General features: G+C 37.6%; 17 protein-coding genes and 1 tRNA gene. 3 read left to right on the top strand and 15 right to left on the bottom strand.

Features of this window, described 5'->3' with window-relative positions:
* Window positions 1-114: 114 nt before the first annotated feature.
* Window positions 115-1,917, top strand: a complete 1,803-nt coding sequence (glmS, locus tag CQA43_RS07425; RefSeq protein ID WP_115551975.1) for a glutamine--fructose-6-phosphate transaminase (isomerizing) — start codon at window positions 115-117, stop codon at window positions 1,915-1,917.
* A gap of 438 nt (window positions 1,918-2,355) precedes the next feature.
* Here the strand turns inward: glmS and CQA43_RS07415 are convergent, their stop codons facing one another.
* The 14 genes from CQA43_RS07415 to CQA43_RS07350 all read right to left on the bottom strand — a co-directional run bounded on the left by CQA43_RS07415 (window position 2,356) and on the right by CQA43_RS07350 (window position 15,157).
* Entirely contained in the window at window positions 2,356-3,021 is a 666-nt protein-coding gene (locus CQA43_RS07415) for a tetratricopeptide repeat protein (RefSeq protein ID WP_115551973.1), read from the bottom strand.
* A gap of 75 nt (window positions 3,022-3,096) precedes the next feature.
* Window positions 3,097-3,318: a DUF3343 domain-containing protein gene (locus CQA43_RS07410; RefSeq protein ID WP_115551972.1), complete on the bottom strand. Its 222-nt coding sequence runs from the start codon at window positions 3,316-3,318 to the stop codon at window positions 3,097-3,099.
* Window positions 3,315-4,511, bottom strand: a complete 1,197-nt coding sequence (locus CQA43_RS07405; RefSeq protein ID WP_115551971.1) for an aminotransferase class V-fold PLP-dependent enzyme — start codon at window positions 4,509-4,511, stop codon at window positions 3,315-3,317. Before CQA43_RS07405 ends, CQA43_RS07410 begins: the two co-directional genes overlap by 4 nt.
* 145 nt (window positions 4,512-4,656) lie before the next feature.
* Window positions 4,657-4,869 carry a sulfurtransferase TusA family protein gene (locus CQA43_RS07400; RefSeq protein ID WP_115551970.1) on the bottom strand — a complete coding sequence of 71 codons (213 nt, stop codon included), beginning with the start codon at window positions 4,867-4,869 and terminating at the stop codon, window positions 4,657-4,659.
* A 1-nt stretch (window position 4,870) separates the two neighbouring features.
* Complete coding sequence (gene yedE, locus CQA43_RS07395; RefSeq protein WP_115551969.1) at window positions 4,871-5,932, bottom strand: YedE family putative selenium transporter; 1,062 nt, start codon at window positions 5,930-5,932, stop codon at window positions 4,871-4,873.
* A gap of 139 nt (window positions 5,933-6,071) precedes the next feature.
* Window positions 6,072-7,397 (bottom strand): sodium-dependent transporter, encoded by a 1,326-nt coding sequence (locus CQA43_RS07390; protein ID WP_115551968.1) that lies wholly within the window; start codon window positions 7,395-7,397, stop codon window positions 6,072-6,074.
* Between the two features lie 136 nt (window positions 7,398-7,533).
* Entirely contained in the window at window positions 7,534-9,264 is a 1,731-nt protein-coding gene (locus CQA43_RS07385; protein WP_115551967.1) for an ATP-binding protein, read from the bottom strand.
* Entirely contained in the window at window positions 9,249-10,130 is an 882-nt protein-coding gene (locus CQA43_RS07380; protein WP_115552028.1) for a cation diffusion facilitator family transporter, read from the bottom strand. Before CQA43_RS07380 ends, CQA43_RS07385 begins: the two co-directional genes overlap by 16 nt.
* A 71-nt stretch (window positions 10,131-10,201) precedes the next feature.
* The gene (locus CQA43_RS07375) at window positions 10,202-10,750 is read right to left on the bottom strand and encodes a hypothetical protein (RefSeq protein ID WP_245944272.1); all 549 of its coding nucleotides are present in this window, start codon (window positions 10,748-10,750) and stop codon (window positions 10,202-10,204) included.
* On the bottom strand, window positions 10,725-11,612 hold the full coding sequence (lpxC, locus tag CQA43_RS07370; RefSeq protein ID WP_115551966.1) for a UDP-3-O-acyl-N-acetylglucosamine deacetylase: 888 nt from the start codon (window positions 11,610-11,612) through the stop codon (window positions 10,725-10,727). Before lpxC ends, CQA43_RS07375 begins: the two co-directional genes overlap by 26 nt.
* Entirely contained in the window at window positions 11,609-12,247 is a 639-nt protein-coding gene (locus tag CQA43_RS07365) for a septum site-determining protein MinC (RefSeq protein ID WP_115551965.1), read from the bottom strand. Before CQA43_RS07365 ends, lpxC begins: the two co-directional genes overlap by 4 nt.
* Window positions 12,248-12,256: 9 nt before the next feature.
* A complete protein-coding gene (locus tag CQA43_RS07360) occupies window positions 12,257-13,702 on the bottom strand; it encodes a M23 family metallopeptidase (RefSeq protein ID WP_115551964.1) in 1,446 nt (481 codons plus the stop codon).
* A gap of 284 nt (window positions 13,703-13,986) precedes the next feature.
* The gene (locus tag CQA43_RS07355) at window positions 13,987-14,307 is read right to left on the bottom strand and encodes a thioredoxin family protein (protein WP_181881658.1); all 321 of its coding nucleotides are present in this window, start codon (window positions 14,305-14,307) and stop codon (window positions 13,987-13,989) included.
* Window positions 14,308-14,443: 136 nt separating this feature from the next.
* On the bottom strand, window positions 14,444-15,157 hold the full coding sequence (locus CQA43_RS07350; RefSeq protein WP_115551963.1) for a YebC/PmpR family DNA-binding transcriptional regulator: 714 nt from the start codon (window positions 15,155-15,157) through the stop codon (window positions 14,444-14,446).
* 150 nt (window positions 15,158-15,307) lie between these two features.
* Here CQA43_RS07350 and CQA43_RS07345 point away from each other — a divergent pair.
* Window positions 15,308-15,382: transfer RNA gene (locus CQA43_RS07345), tRNA-Asn, on the top strand.
* A gap of 154 nt (window positions 15,383-15,536) precedes the next feature.
* On the opposite strand, the gene CQA43_RS07340 is transcribed toward CQA43_RS07345, so the two are convergent.
* Window positions 15,537-15,893 carry a hypothetical protein gene (locus CQA43_RS07340; RefSeq protein WP_245944271.1) on the bottom strand — a complete coding sequence of 119 codons (357 nt, stop codon included), beginning with the start codon at window positions 15,891-15,893 and terminating at the stop codon, window positions 15,537-15,539.
* A gap of 77 nt (window positions 15,894-15,970) precedes the next feature.
* On the opposite strand from CQA43_RS07340, the gene pseI reads away from it, so the two are divergent.
* Window positions 15,971-16,990, top strand: coding sequence for a pseudaminic acid synthase (gene pseI, locus CQA43_RS07335; RefSeq protein ID WP_115551962.1), 1,020 nt, complete (start codon window positions 15,971-15,973; stop codon window positions 16,988-16,990).
* Window positions 16,991-17,159: the final 169 nt, after the last annotated feature.

Here is a 17,159-nt window from a genome sequence, read left to right as displayed (position 1 = left end):
AAACCTTAAAAAATAACCTTATAAATTCTATCATTAAGTTGCTAAAAATTTGATTCATTTACTATTTCTTTACATATTTTATGCCACAATAAAAAATCATTTTAGGAGCGAACAATGTGTGGAATCATCGGTTATATTGGCAATGACGAAAAAAAATCCATTTTATTAAACGGCTTAAAAGAATTAGAATATCGTGGCTATGATTCCTCTGGAATCTCTGTGTTAAGTGAGGGTGAGTTAAGCACATTTAAGTCGGTAGGCAAGTTGATAAATTTAGAACGCAAATGTGAGGGATTCCATTCTAGCGGATTTGGTTTGGGAATCGGGCATACGCGTTGGGCAACACACGGCAAGCCAACAGAAGTGAATGCGCACCCGCATTTTGGTAAGTTTAGTAATGTCGTGCATAATGGAATCATTGAAAATTATCATAGTATTAAGGAATCTCTACAACAGCAAGGCAGAAGCTTCATCTCGCAGACGGACACCGAAGTGATTGTGCATCTATTTGAATCGCATTTGGAGAATCTCAAAAATCCATTTGAAGCTTTTAAGCACACAATTTCCGAGCTAAAAGGTGCTTATGCGATTCTATTAATTACACAAAAATCACCCGATACGATTTATTATGCCAAAAATGGCTCTCCTTTGATTATTGGCAGAGGAAAGGATAGCAAAGATGCAGAGGCGATTTATTTTGCCTCCTCTGACGCGCCTCTCATTGGGCTTGCAAGTGAAGTGTGTTACTTAGAAGATGGCACGCTAGGGGCGATAAAAGCGGGAGGATTCCACACTTTGCCAAATCCAAAGCTTTTGAGTGGAGATAAGCTTTCTGCGCAAAAAGACGGCTTTACTTTCTTTATGGAAAAAGAGATTTACGAACAACATAAGGTTTTGTTGGAAACAATGATGGGGCGTGTGAGTGAGGATAATTTTAGCTTAGAGGAACTAAGTGAATTGGATTTAAGCAGTGTGGATTCTATCACGCTTTGTGCTTGTGGCACGAGCTATCACGCGGCTATTGCGGGAAGTTATTTGATTGAACGCATTGCGAGACTTAAGGTGAAAGTAGAAATTGCGAGTGAGTTTCGCTATCGGAATCCTATTTTGCAAGCGAATGAGCTGTTTGTCGTGATTTCTCAAAGTGGAGAGACTGCGGACACTTTGGAAGCTTTAAAATTGGCAAAAAGAAATGGACTAAAAACGCTTGGAATTTGCAATGTGGATAATAGCTCTATTGTGCGCGAAAGTGATTTTAGCCTACTGACACGTGCAGGGATTGAAAAAGGTGTGGCAAGCACAAAGGCTTTTGCAACACAGGTAATGGTGCTGTGGATTTTAGCAAATTTTATAGCACAAAAATGTGGAATCCTAAGCAAGGCAGCAATGAAACAAGAAATCAAGACAATGCTAGAGGCAGTGCGCGCAACAGAAGTGGATAAAAAAGCGCACGAACACATCAAACGACTTTCGCGTAGATATTTACACGGACACGGATTCTTTTTCATTGGGCGGGATATTTTCTATCCCCTTGCATTAGAGGGCGCATTGAAACTAAAAGAGATTAGTTATCTGCACGCAGAGGGCTATCCAAGCGGTGAAATGAAACACGGACCGATTGCTTTAGCGGATTTGGGACTATTTTGTGTCGCGCTAATGCCACAGAATCTTTTGTATGACAAAATCAAAAGCAATGTGGAAGAGTTAAGTGCGCGTGATGCGATGATTTGCGCTCTAAGTGCGGAATATTATGAGGGTTGTGATGATTGGATTGCGATTCCGAAATATTCGCATTATATGGTGGAGTTTTTTGCGATGATGGTGGTTTTGCAGATTTTTGCGCTAGAAGTTGCAGTGAGATTGGGAAATGATGTGGATATGCCAAGAAATTTGGCAAAAAGTGTAACGGTGGAGTAAAGAATTTTACAATGACAAGGTAGCAAATTTTCTGTTATTGCGAGGACTGCAACGCCGAAGCAATCCATAAATCAAAATCGTGCGTAAGCACCACCTTAATAAAAGCGTTGTCGGGGTGGGGAATTTTAAGGGGGAGGGAGCGACTTCGCAATTTAAGCCCATCCCCCTTAAGAGAATGTATCTTTAATTTTGTATTTCATTTACGATTTCATTATAGAATCCTCTTTGTGCGGAATTATAGATTGCCACGAAAATTTTTCAAATTTTCTCGCAATGACGACAAAAATCTTTGTGATTCTACCTTCATTATTGTGAATTTTATTTGTGGAATCACGGCTTAATATTTGCAAATCTATTATTTTGTGTAAAGTTTGGATTCCACAAGGGTAAGATTCCAACGAAGCTCTTGCTATGATAAAGAGGTAAAGTCGCTTAGCGTTATTGTTTTATGATTGCATAGTTTTTACAAGCTGTATCATTGCCCATATCACAAGCAATTCCAAAGTGTTCAAGAGCCTTATCTTTGTCTAATCGGCAACCTTGTCCTTCTAAATACATAATCCCTAACATAAAATACAAATGTGATTCTGCTATCTTGCTCTCTTTTGCTTGTTGGAAATGTTTAAACGCTTGAGAGTAACTTTGTTCAATGCTTTCGCCATAATAGTAGCTAGTGCCTAGATTTAAACAACCATAGGCATCTTTCCCGTCGCAAGCTAACTGAAAATATTTGTTTGCCTTTTTGATGTCCTTTTTTGTTTCTTTGCCATTGCTATACATACTCCCTAATAAGTTGCAACTTGCTGCATATCCAAATTCACAGGCTTGTTGAAAGTATTTTATCGCATTGGTGTAGTCCTTAAGCTCCCTACTTGCTATTCCAGCATAATGATTTTTAAGCCAAAAGTCCTCAACTGTTCCCCCTCCATCATTAATGGATTGTGCCATTGCTATGAGTTTTTTACACGATTCTTTATTATGTGTTTTCGTGCAAGATAAAGTATTTTGTTTGAATGCTTCATACTCATTAATTCTTTGTCTATTAAGAAAGTCGTTAATTTGTTTAGTTAAATCATCACTTTTTATCCAAAGCGCAATAGCCAATAATATAAGAAAGCTAAAAATGTATTTTTTTATTGGTTGTCCTTTTGTGTTATTAATGCGACATTACATTAAATTTTAAATGTATTTTATATCAAATTCAATCTTTTGTTTCTTAAGTGCATTGGAAATTATATCAAATTTTTCGTTTTCTACTTCAAAATACACTGCGATTCCGCAATCACTTGAAAATTCGCGTGGTGTTGGCACAAGCTTAATCGTGATTCCTAAATCTTTCAAGATTGTCTCACTCTCAAATGCACTTGAAGTCGTAAATACAAGAATGTAACCCTTTATCATTGCGCGCACCTTGTGGCAATGTTGCGTAATGCGTCCATTGTGGATTCTATTTCCGCGCTTGTATTAAAAATACCCGGACTTAGGCGAATCGTGCCTCCGCGCTCAAAGCTCCCAAGGCTTTTGTGGCTTGAGGGTGAGCAGTGCAATCCTACCCGCACGCAGACTCCAAACTCTCTATCTAGGATTTCTGCTACTTTGGAAAGAGTATGGTTTCGCACATCAAGGGACAATGTTCCGCCACTTTGCCCCTGTGTGTTGTAGATTTTAATATTTGGGATTCCGCTTAGTCCGCTGATGAGTTGTTCGCGCAGGAGCAATTCGTGTTTGTGGATATTTTTTACTCCCTTGTTTTTAATCCATTCTAAACCCGCTTGAAGCCCTGCGATTCCGTGCATATTGGGTGTGCCACTCTCAAACCTATCGGGCAAAAATTCAGGCTGAATCTCTGCTTCGCTCAAACTCCCTGTGCCTCCAAAAACAAGCGGCTCTATTCTCTCTATCGCAAAGTTATCTGCCACGATAAGCGCACCCACGCCCATAGGAGACAATAAGCCCTTGTGCGCACTAAGAGCGAGAAAATCTACTTGGCTCATCACCTCGTTCATTTCCACACAGCCAACACTTTGCGCGCCATCTAGCAAGAATGCTACATTGTGCGCTTTTGCAAGTGTGCTTAAATATTCTAGCGGAATCATCGCCCCGCTGACATTATTGATATGCGCGCAAGCTAAGAGTTTCGCACCTTTTAACATAGATTCTGCACTTTTTAAATCCACTGCGTGCATAGAGCTGCACGGAATCTCACGCACTTCTAAGTTTAAACGCTCTTTTAGCGCGTTGAGAGGGCGTTTAATCGCATTATGTTCCATTTGTGTAACAACCACGATGTCTCTTTCTTTTAAAAAGCCTTGCAAAAGGGTATTAATTGCCATTGTTGCATTAAGGGTAAAGAGAATGCGTTTGCAATCTTTTAAACCTATGAGGCTTGCTAGAGCCTTGCGTGTTTGGTAAAGGATTCTACCTGATTTTATGGAGAGAGAATGTCCGCTGCGTCCAGCACTTGCACCGATATTTTCCAAAAATCCACTCACTGCTTCTTTTACACCCGGAGCTTTAGGAAAAGTTGTTGCCGCATTGTCTAGGTAGATAAAGTTGTTTAAATGAGTGGGTTTTGAAATATTTTGATTTTGCATTAAGATTCCTTTCTTTGTTGCATTAAGATTTTATCTTTGTAGGGTGAAGTTGGAGTATGCATTATGATAGCAATTTGCTTGGATTAATGCAGAATCTTACAAGAATTAGTAAATGCCCCTTGCAAAGAATGCAAGGGAATAGATTTTAAGCTTTTTTTAATATAAACTCCAAATCCTCACCATTTTGCGATTCGCTTTCTACATTGTATCCGCTATTTTTAGCAAGACGGCGGATATTATCACTGCTTGCACCACAACTACAAAGCACTTTGATTTCGCTTTCGCCTCTATCCAAAAGAGGTTTGAGGTTTAGCACAGGTTCAGGGCAACTAAGCCCTCGCACATCAAGTTCTACCATTTTAACTCCTTTTTTCTCTTGCAAAAACTGCAACTAATAGACAAAAAATAAATCCCACTAGAACTGCCATAGGTGCATTTGCCCCGATTCCAGCAGGAGAGCTTGCAAGCCCGAAGTTGTGCGCAAATGCTGCACCCACAAGAAGCCCAAGCACAAAAACTGCAGCGTCGCCATCTCCCTCGCCGCTAAGGATAATTTGTCTGCCTGGGCAACCCCCCGCTAGAGTAAATGCGATTCCAGCTAGTGCCATACCAAGAAAATTCCAAAGCGTATCATTGTGCGCAATGGGTTGTCCGCTAAATCCGGGATTAAAGAATCCTAATGCAAGATTGGTAATAAATGCAGCAACGACTAATGCAATGACGCCTTGTAAAATGTGCGTGTCGCGCATTAGAATCGTATCACGCACCGCAGCAATCATACAAAAACGGCTTTTTTGGAAGATAATACCCAAAAACAATCCAGCAACGAGTGAAATAATAAGAGGTGCGTGCATAGAACCAGGACCCTTAGTAGAAAATTTAATCGGAGTATTTTCCCCTGTAAGCCCCCAAAAGAGAAGCCCGAGCAATCCTAAGGCAAAAAGTGGAAATACAAACCCTACAATCTTGCTTGCAGGACGATTGCGTCCAAGTGAAAAACCGCGTTTGAGGAAAAAGATTCCAATAAGGATTCCAAAAATTAATCCAAAAACACCCGCAATCGCAGTCCAATCCCCTGCACTAAGTCTTAACCACATTCTCCAAGGACAACCCAAAAACACGAGTGCGCCAATCATCGCAAAGATTCCAAGCCCAAATCGCACAATCGGTGCGCTCCCGACGCGTGGGCGAAATTCTCGGAATAAGAAAGAAGCAAGCAATGCACCCAAAATTAATCCAATTACTTCAGGGCGAATATATTGCACAATACCCGCTTGATGTAAGTTTAATGCCCCTGCAATATCACGTGTAAAGCACGCTGCACACATACCCATATTGCCCGGATTTCCAAAATACACCAAAACAGGCGCGAGAATTCCAAGTGCAATGCCCGCTAAAATAGGCCAAATTGCCAATCTCATAAAAACTCCTAAAAATATAAATGACAGCTGTTAGAAAGTGAGTAAAGTAGAAGAGCTGTTTGCTTAATCCTTAAGCCAATTTTGAATTATAAAGAAATTTTACTTAAAATACAAATTTTAGATTCTAACTCATTGTGGATTAAATGAGATTCACCATTGCCGCAAGAATTCCAAGCGGTGCGATAAAACGAATCACAAAATACCAGCTTTTGAAAAAGATTCCACCTAGTTTTCCTTCAAGCATAGCATAGACTTGTTCTTTTGGTAAAATCCAGCCCATATAAAGACACATAAACACTCCCGCTAATGGAAGCATAAAAGAGCTAGTGAGATAAACAAACCAATCAAAAAGATTTTTATCAAAGAAAGTTAAATCTGCTGAAAAGGTAGCAGTGTTGCTAAGCAGGGCAATAATACCTAAAGCATAAGCACTTAAAATACTAATGAGATTCGCTTTGTGTCGCTTCATAGAAAAACGTTCAATTAAATAACTATTGAGAGGCTCTAGCATAGAAACAGCAGAGGTAACTCCAGCAAAAATGAGGGAAACAAAGAATAAAAATGCAATGACTTGTCCTACCACACCCATATTGGCAAAAATAAGTGGCAAGGAGATAAAAACCAATCCAACGCCTTCTGTTGGTTCTGCTCCGTAACCAAAAATAAAGGTAAAAATAACCAAGCCCGCCACAAGACAAAAGAAAAAGTTTAACAAGGCAATGACAATAGCAAAACGAACGAAATTTCCGTGTTTTGGCATAGAATTAGAATAAACTAGAATTACTCCTACGCCCAATGAAAGAGAAAAAAAGGCTTGTCCAATCGCACGCACAATCACTTCTGCGTTGATTTTTTCAAAGTTTGGGTGGAAGAGAAATTTGAAAGATTCTACAAAAGCATCTTGTGTCATAGAATAGGCAAGCAATCCCAAGAAAATGAATAAAAGCAAGGGCATAAGAATAAGATTTAATTTTTCAATTCCTGCTTTTACACCACGATTGAGGACATACGCACAAAGTGCTACTATCGTAAAATGCCACAACATTTGCCAGCCAATTTGATTGCTTATAAACCCCCCCCATAAATTTTGTGTGGTTTCTAAAGTCTTGGGCAATCCTATAATGCTTAAAAACATATAATGCACAAGCCAGCCTAAAACAACGACATAAAAGGCAAAAATCAAAACACCAGAAATTACCATAAAACCACCATATTTCAAAAACTTCAGATGTTTTGGGGCGAAATTTTCAAAGGTGCTGACACTATTTTGTCCGCTCGCCCTCCCAAAAAGCATTTCCACGATAAAAACACTGACTCCAAAAACCAAAAAAGCTAGCACAAACACAAGAACAAAAGCAAATCCCCCGTTTTGTCCTACCAAATAAGGAAACCCCCAAATTCCACCTAGTCCAATTGCGCTGCCCGCTGTGGATAATATATATCCTGTTTTGGAAAATCTTGTCATCAAATCCCCTTTTAATCTTTGGATATATCTTAGCAGAATCAAATATTAAAATAAAGACTTTTTGAAAAATTAATCAAGAGATTTTTCTTTGATTTGCTTATTGAAACGGATTTTTATTAATTTGCAATAGCAAGAATTAAGTGTGGAATCCCATTTCGCGTCCTCCATCAAAATTGGAGTTTAGTTCTCTCTTGATTTCATCTAAAAAGCTTTGTGTGCTAAATTGTGGTTTAGAGAGGCTTGCGATATTGTAAGCGGTGTTTTTGACAATCAACGCAATTTGTCCGCCACTTAGATTAAATTCAGCTAACTTTTTAAGATTAAAATTCTCTTCAAAGGGAGCATTTTTTGGTAGTAGTTTTTCCCAAAGTCTGATACGTTCCTCAAAATTTGGTTTTTTAAATTCAATCTTATAATTAAAACGTCTTGAAAAGGCAGTATCAAGCGTTTCTAGCAGATTGGTTGTCGCAATTAAGATTCCGTCAAATCGTTCAATCTGTTCTAGGAAAATATTTTGCATTTGATTGTGCATTTTGTCTGCCCCGCTTCCATTGGTCGTGCGTGTGCTTAGGAATTGGTCTGCTTCATCTAATAACAAAATAGGTGTTTGTTTGCTTTTGGAACAAAGTTCTTTATAGGATTCAAAGATTTTGCGCACATTTTTTTCACTCTCACCTACATACATAGAAAGAATCTTAGAACAATCAAAGCTCAAAATAGGTTTTTTAAGAGATTTGGCGAGGGCTAAAGCGGTCAGTGTTTTGCCTGTGCCTGCTGCACCATAAAAGATAATCTTTGCGTCAATTCCGCGCTTTTTGTCTTTGATTCCCCAATCTTTGAGATATTGCAAAACTTTGGAATCCATTTGTTTGAGCAGGGTTTCAAGGGTAGATTGCGTGCTTGGGCTTAAGACTACTTCGCTTAATGGAATTTTTGGGTGTAAAAATTCAAAGATTTCTTGCTCCAAGACGAGTGATTTTAGGCTAATGCGCTCCTTTTTGTCGTAATTTTGTGGGTGCGTAATTCGTTTTAGAATCGCATCGGGGATAAAAAAGGTGCGGTTAATCCCTCCAAAAGGGCTTAAAATTTCATCATAATCTACCAATCCTTTTTCTACCAAACGACTTCTATCGTCCAAAAATGTGCGATTCTTCATTCTTTCGTAGTCGTTCATACTGATGAGATTAATAAGGGTGTTTAGCTCTCTCCCCTCACTTTCTTTGCCCAAATATTCTTCACGTAAAAGAGCAATGAAAATGATTTTTTCTTGTGCATTGAGGCTATATTCTTTAAACAAAATTTCCAAACTTAATTTTTCTTTTGTCAATTCTAAACGCTCGTCAATTCTTTGTTGTAGGAGCTTGAATTTTTGCATACCTTTATTTAAAAGAGGGGAGGTGTAATGGTCTTTTTTGTGCGGACTTAAGCTGTGCAATAGCTCAATGGATAGAAATTGGTCTTTAAGATATTCTAAATGGTTATTATAAGGAGCAACTTTTGGGAGTTTAGGATTAATGCCCCCCTCTTCAAGAAGCTTTAAAAAGCTAGAGCTAAGACTAAAAGAAGTATTTAACAATTCTAGTAAAATAACTTCTTGGCTAAGATTTTTTAGAAAACTTTGCTGATTAATCCAGCCTAATTCTAAGAGGTTTTTGAAGTAAGGTAAGTGCTTAAGAATCGCAACTTCATCTTGCGGAATAAAAAGAGTGTTGATAATATCCAAGCAAACATTCTCATCGTTGCCTTTTAGGATTTCGGTGCATAAATGACGCAAAATAAGTGCTTCCTCATAATTGCATTTCAAAAAAGGATAAATTTTTGTTTTGTTAATGGGATTAGTTTGCAAAAAATCTAGTAAATATTGCATACAGCTCCTTCATCATCGTAAGGGTCAAGATGGGTGATGATTTCCCATTTTCCTTCTAAGTTTTGGATAGCACATTCAATAGAATCTGCAACTTTGTGCGCGTCTAGTAAAGAAATATTGGGGTCAAAGACAAGATGAACTTCTACAAAGTTTGTTTCACCGCTTTGGCGTGTTTTCAAATCGTGGTAGCTTTGCACTTGCGGAGCAGAGGCTATGATTTGTTTGATAGATTCAATCTTTTGTTCCTCTAGGGCTTTGTCAAGTAGGATAAGCACGCCCTCTTTTAAGATTCCAAAGGCAGAATAGGCGACATAGATTCCAATCCCTATTCCAAAAATCGCATCAATAATATGAAGATGTGTCCAATGCACAAGGACAAGGGCAATTAGCACTGCGCCATTGCTTAAAATATCGGTTTTGTAGTGCAATGCGTCTGCTTTGATGACAAGATTATTACTCTTTTTTGCGATATAGTTAAGATAAATTACAAGCATTGTGGTTAGAATCAGAGAAAAAAGCATTACATAAAGCGAATAATCCAAATAAACTAACTCTCCACCAAAGAAAAGCTTTTTAAAGGATTGGTAGAGAATAAAGATTCCAGAGACTAAAATTACGCTTCCTTCAATTACAGCAGCAAGTGATTCTATTTTGCCCATACCATAATTAAACTCAAAATTCGCAGGTTTTTCGGCTTTGGTTAGTGCGTAGAGGTTAAAAAGTGAGGCAGATAAATCTAGCAAAGAATCAATTGCGCTTGCTAATATCGCCACCGAGCCACTAAGAATCCCGATAATAAATTTTACACTAATGAGAATGCAAGCCGTTAAGCTTGAAACAATGGTGGCTTGACGTTGGATACTGATTTTTGGCTTTGTTGTAAAATCTACTGCGCAATTATTGGGAATATTATTTTGTGAAACAGACATTAGAATCCTTAAATGGGAGGGAGCAAATAAAGAGGTTTGAGCTGTGTGTTAAAAAGGGTTAAGTCCAAAATATCAGGCAAAACAAAGGGCTTCCTTTGGGGTGGTGTATGAAAGGATTGCAAGTGAATGTTCAGCTCTTTTGCCTCTTTGTCTAGAGTTTTGGATTCGTGTGTGTTGCTTTGATTTGTAGAATCTGCTTGAATAAAATAGCAATTTCCATAGGCTTTGATAGGGAAATTTTCATTAAAGTGAAAGGCGTGTGTAGCGTAGAGTTTCACATTTTGTGTGATTTCTAAAGTTTTTGCAAACAGATAAATGAGTTTCAAAGCCATAAAGCTTCCCGGACCGCGCACGAAATACAAACTCTCAAATGTGATTCCTTGTGCGCGTAAATCCATAAACAATGGCACTAAACCCTCACTTAAAGGTTGAGTGATGAGGTGGGATTGTGTCAGTTTCCATATTTTTTGGATACAAGAATAAATACCTACAAGTGTTGGTTCTCCCGCAAGATTGGGTAAAATCAAGATTTTATGCATTTTGTAAAGCGTATTCATAAATCTTTTGGGATTCTTCACTTTCTAAAATCTCAAAAGCATTGCTGTTTTCAAAAAGTTTTTTAGTCAGCAAATGGTTGAGTTTATGACTACCTGCATAGGAGACATACGCGCCGAGCAATGGAATCCCAAGCAAAGACATATCTCCAATGGCATCAAGGATTTTATGTCGGACAAATTCTTCTTTGTAGCGCAAACCCTCTTTGTTTAGAATCGTAGTATCATCTAGCACAATGGCATTATCCAAAGAACCGCCTAGTGCAAGCCCGATAGAGCGTAAATATTGTACTTCGCTTAAAAACCCAAAAGTCCTAGCGCGCGCAATTTCTTCTTTGTAATTTTTGGTGGAAAATTTAAATTTGTAGGATTGTGTGCCAATGGCAGGGTGAGGAAAATGAATAGAAAAGTCAAAAATACACGCGTCATTTGGCTCAAAACGCACAAATTTATCCCCCTCTTTGACTTCAATAGGGGTTTTGATTTTCAAGATTTTTTTAGGTGAGGATTGTTTGAGGATTCCCGCTTCCTCTAAAAGCATACAATATCCAATACTGCTTCCGTCCATAATCGGCACTTCCTCATTGTCCAATGTGATTTTTAGGTTATCAATCCCATACGCGTGAATTGCGGAGAGTAAATGTTCAATCGTGGAGATTTTGTATTGCTCTTTTGCAATCACAGTTGCCATTGTCGTATCTACTACATTTTCTGGATTTAATGGAATGCTTACTCCCACATCGCTACGATAGAAATGAATCCCGCAGTTTTCATCTAAGGGTTCTAGAGTCATTTTGACAGGCACTCCCTTGTGCAGCCCGATTCCAACTAATTCTACTTTTTTTGCAATTGTTTGTTGTTTCATCGTAGTTCCTCTATCATAATTTCATCTTGTTTCTTGTAAATTTTATTTTGATTGTATTGTAATAATTCCTTATCTAAAATTTCTCCGTGAAAAAGAACATTTCCCTCTCCTACCTTGCCTAATATCATATAATCTCCGTTGCAAAATATATTTCCGCTAATTTTTCCAAAAATCTGCACATTTCCCTCGCTTTGGATATGCGCGCCACTATTAATGCGCCCAAAAATCGTTAAATCTCCTTGCGTGATGATTTCTTCACCGCTACGAATAGTGCGATGAAAAACGAGTGTAGGTTTCGGTGCATTTTTGACTTCTGTTTCTTGAGATTTTACACCAGATTCTATGTTTTTTGCGGTATTGGGTGGAATCATAGAATGGATTGTATTTTCTAAGCTTAGCTGAATTTGTCCGCAAGTTTCACCCTTTTTTGTATTTAAAGATTCTATGAAATTGAGATTTTTAGAGATGAGATAATCGTAAAGTGCAGTAGAATCTATTGTTTTGATAGGATAGGTAAAAATCATTAAAAAGTCTTTGAGTAAGATAAAGTTTTTTTCAATATAGGCAATCGTTTCTTGCTCCTCTCCTTGTGTGAAAATAAAAGCGCGAAAGTTTTTCTGCCTTGCCTTAACCATAATCTACCTTTAAAGTTTGTTGATAATATCTTTGGCTTGTGCAATCACATTTGTAATATTCGTCTTTATCCAAGAGGAATCCATCCATTCTGCATTCCATACTTCATAGCCTTGCACTAGCACGCTAAAGTGCAAATGGTCGCCCAATGCTAGTCCCGTGTTGCCCGTATTTGCAATAATCGTGTCTTTTTCCAAAGAATCCCCAATTTGAACATTTGTGCTTGTTAAATGCGCATATAAGGTGGAAAGTCCAAGTCCGTGATAAATAACAAGTGCATTGCCGTCAATCCCTACAAATTCGTTGAGTGTAACAATGCCAGCATTATTTAAAATTACAGGTGCTTGTTTGATGCTTGCAAGGTCTAATCCCATATGATTGGATTCGCTAACATTTTCTCCTTGATAAGTAAAGGTGCGGTGGTCGCCAAAACTAGCCATAACTGCGCCATTTTTTAAGGGTGCAAAGGCTTGAATGGAAAAATTTTCTACTAGAGATTCTGTATCCACAAAAGAAGAGGCATTTAAAACGCGCTGGAAAGTATTTTCGCGCACTTCTTCATTAATGTAGCGAAAGATTGCAATCTTGTCTGCAAAATCCTCTAAATTTCTTTCTCCAATTTCTTGCACAAGGCTAGAAATTTTACCATCAATAAAATTCTCTGTTAGCGGAATCGTGGAATCGCGATATTGTTTTTTTTGTTTGAAATAGTTAATGGGTGCAACGCTGACATTGCCTGCACTATCTTCGGCGATAATTTTAGCATTAAAATCCTCGTGGAGTTTAGACCACGCAAGCAAGGAAATATAAAATCCCTCTTTATAAAAAGGTTGTGGAGTAAAATCTAAATTACCATTGTTAATTTTTATATTTTTTAGATTTTCGTCTTCTGCTTTAAAGATGATTAAAGCACTTCCGCCTTGTGTAATTTTATAAGAATTTGCAACAATAGCGATTTGCGGCTTTTTGGTATCTACTTGAATATGGAATTGTTTGGTGGTTGTATTGCCTCTAAAAAAGTTCCATTTGCTTGTATCGGTTACACTTACTTCAAGAAGGAAAGATTGGATATTATTCTTGAGATTTTGAGGCTTTTGTATGCCGATACAGAAACTCTTAATTGGGGATTGCGTAGTGATATTTTGTGTCAAAGGAGCAATATTTGCACTTTTGGCTGCACAGATTTCATTTTGTTTGGTGAGTTTTTGTGCATCAAGTGAAATCTTTTGTCCGTTTTCTATCAGTGAGACTTGATAGCTTTTGATTCCTGCATTATCGCTAACTTCAATAGGAAATGTGCCTTTGAGATTCCAAGAAGTGCTTTTTAGGTGAATTGTGGGGGATTCTTTTTCAAAAGAATCAGAGCTTAACATAAACATTCCCAACAGAATAACAACCACGAGCGCAATAAGTCCGGCAATTTTAATAAAGCCACTTTTGGTGTGAGGATTTTGCATAATATTCCTTAAAAAATTATTTCTTTAAGAAAGAATCTTTTATTTTAGCTAAAAAGTGCTTAATTTGTAAGTAAATAAGAGATTTTAGAATAAGAAATATTTTGTAGGTTATCGTGAGAGTTTATCTAAAAGCAATCAAAAAAGAATCTTATCTTAAACTTTGTGATTTTAGCGCAAAATTGAAAGTATGATATGAAGATAGATTGTTATGCAAGTTGAGGTTTATTTGCAAGGACAAAAAGCAAATTCCTACGCCCCTTGTATCCTTGCAAAATAGCGTTAAGTTAAGCATTTATGGCAGATTTAATTGCTTCTTCAATCAGTGATTTAGAATTTGGTTCAACGAGTCTTTCGCCTACTTCTGCACCATTTTTGTAAAAAATAAGCGTTGGGATTCTACGCACATTCAAAGAATCCTTAAGTGCCTCTTCTTCATCTGCCATAATAGCAAAAAACTTAACTTGTGCGCCATATTCTTGCATAAGCATTCCGATAATTGGCTCAATTTTACGACAATCTGGACACCAAGGAGCTCCAATTGCAACAAGGCAAACTCCCTCTTTGACAGCATTTTCAAAAGTAGCTTTTGTTAATTTTTCCAACATTTAAATTCCTTATTGTTAAAGTTTATGAAAAGAATTTTGAATCAATTTTGCTTAAAAAATACAAAATATTAATTGTGTCCGTGATTTTGTTACATTTCTCTTTATAATGTTGGTTGAAAAGCATTTTTAGAATCTTTTAGGCAATGTTGGTAAAAACCGCTTGAACATCATCGTCCTCTTCAATCCTATCTAGCAATTTCTCAATATCTATTAATTGCTCTTCGCTAAACTCCACAGGATTCGTTGCGATTCGCTCTAATGCCGCTTTTTTGACCTCAAGCTTGAGTTCCTCTAGTGCATTGGCAAGTGTGCCAAAACTTGTATAATCTCCATAAATATGGATAATTTCTTCTTCTATTTCCATAGAATCTAAACCTGCGTCAATTAATGTGAGTTCTAGTTCTTCTAAATCCCCAGCAGTTGATTTGTTGATTTCAAAATGTGCCTTGCGTGCGAACATAAATTCCAAAGAATTATTTGTTAGCATTTGTCCGCCAAGTTTATTGACATAGCTTTTGAGATTTGCCACAGTGCGTGTGGTATTGTCTGTTGCACATTCTACAAAGAATAATGCGCCGTGCGGAGCTTTGATTTCGTAATTGACTTCTGTGATTTGGATTCCGTCTTTTCCTAAAGCTCGCTTAATAGCTGCTTCAATATTGTCTTTTGGCATATTTTGCGCTTTTGCTGCTAGAATCGCAGTGCGGAGCTTGGAATTCATATCAGGGTCTCCGCTGCCACCCTCCTTAACAGCAATACTAATCGCCTTTCCTAATTTGGGAAAAAGTTTGGACATTTTGTCCCATCGTTTTTCTTTGCTCGCCCTGCGATATTCAAATGCTCGTCCCATAAAAACCTCAATATTTTTAGAATATTTTGAAAGTAAATTGTAGTATTTTTAAGTTTAAAGTTGCAAGATATTTAGCAAGAATATTGCAAATTTCTTGACATTAAAATAAAATTGCTATATAATTTTACCTCATTTTTTATGAGCTTTTATTCCGGATTAGCTCAGCGGTAGAGTAGGCGGCTGTTAACCGCTTGGTCGTAGGTTCGAATCCTACATCCGGAGCCACTTTATCATTTCTTAAATTTTCCAAAAATTTTTAATGTTTTTTATCCTCAACATTTTTGCATTATTTGTGTGTATTGCGTTTTCAAAACCTTAAAAGATCTAGCAACAACTGCAAAAACAAATTTAAACGATTGTTTGTTGAATCAAATAATGTTCATTGGACCGATTCTTTCTTGCCACCCAAGATTTCATTTAAGTTTTCCATTTGCTGTTGCAGAATGGCTTTTGTTTCGTTAGATTCTAGCACTTTGCCAAGTTGGTTGATGCCTTGTTGTAAGATTTGTGTTTGATTATCTAAAAATTGTTGTGTTTGATTGCTATCTAAAAACTCTTGGATTTTTTCTTTATGCGATTGCAGTGTTTCTTGCAAGCCTGAATCTTGTAGTGCATTTTGAAAAGTTTGCGTTCCTTTTGCCTCAAGCTCTCTCGCATTTTTTTCATCACAACCCTGTAAGAAAAATATAGGGGTCAAAACTAAAGCAAGGACTCCAAAACTTTTAATATTTTTCATTCAATTAAACCTTTAATTTAAAATATTTTTTCTGATATAATCTTAGCAAAATTTGTTGATTTTTGAGGGTTATGGATATGCAAAATAATAAAATCTTTTTAGTTGCGGAGCTTTCGGCAAACCACAATCAAGATAAAAATTTAGCTTTAAAGACGATTAAAGCGGCGAAAGATTCTGGTGCAGATGCAATTAAGTTGCAGACTTATACGCCAGATTGTATGAGTATTGATTGTGATTTAGAGGATTTTAGGATTAAGGGGACATTGTGGGGTGGAAAGAAATTTTATGATTTGTATCAAGAGGCAATGACTCCGTGGGAGTGGCACGCGGAGCTATTTGAATACGCACAGAATCTCGGGCTTGTATGCTTTTCTAGCCCTTTTAGTAAAGAGGGTGTGGATTTTTTGGAAAGTTTGGGGAATCCTATTTACAAGGTAGCATCTTTTGAAATTGTAGATTTGGAACTGATTGCCTATATGGCGCGTTTGGGTAAGCCAATGATTCTCTCTAAAGGAATCGCAAACAAAGAGGAGATTCAAGATGCTATTAATGCGTGCAAACAAACGGGTAATACAGATATTACGCTTTTACAATGCACAAGCTCTTATCCCGCTCCTTTGCATAGTGCGAACTTGAGCCTGATTCCACATTTGAAGAAGGATTTTGGGGTGGAAGTCGGGTTATCCGACCATACTTTAGGAATCACCGCACCGATTGCTGCTGCAACGATTGGCGCAAAAGTAATTGAAAAGCATTTTATGCTGAATCGCAAGCTTGGAGGTGTGGATAGCGCGTTTAGTCTTGAGCCTGAAGAGTTTGCGCAAATGGCAAAGGCGGTGCGAGAGGTAGAGGAGTTGCTTGGAATTCCAACTTATGAATTAAGTCAAAAATCTAAAGAGGGCAGAGCGTTTATGCGCTCCTTGTATGTGGTAGAAAATATTAAAAAAGGCGAGAGAATTACCGCAAAGTCTGTGCGTTCTATTCGCCCAGGATATGGAATCGCACCAAAATATTTAAAACAAGTCATAGGCAAACGCGCAAGTCGTGATTTGTATCGGGGCAAGGCATTGGAGTTTGCAGATTTTAGCGGTCTTTAAGAATCGCTTGTGCTGGATAATTTTACCCCCCCCCCCCTTTTTTTTTCTGCTATAATTCCACATTAAATTTCAAAGGAATCCCTAATGTATTGCACTTCCAACACAATGTTTAATCCCCATTCCGCTAAAGAAAGAATAAAGAATCATCTTGCTTATAAATTAGGTTTAG

The sequence above is a fragment of the Helicobacter ganmani genome (assembly GCF_003364315.1).
In the GTDB taxonomy this organism is placed as follows: domain Bacteria; phylum Campylobacterota; class Campylobacteria; order Campylobacterales; family Helicobacteraceae; genus Helicobacter_D; species Helicobacter_D ganmani.
Note: the sequence above shows the minus strand (reverse complement) of the source record. Positions and strands in the feature narration are given on the sequence as shown.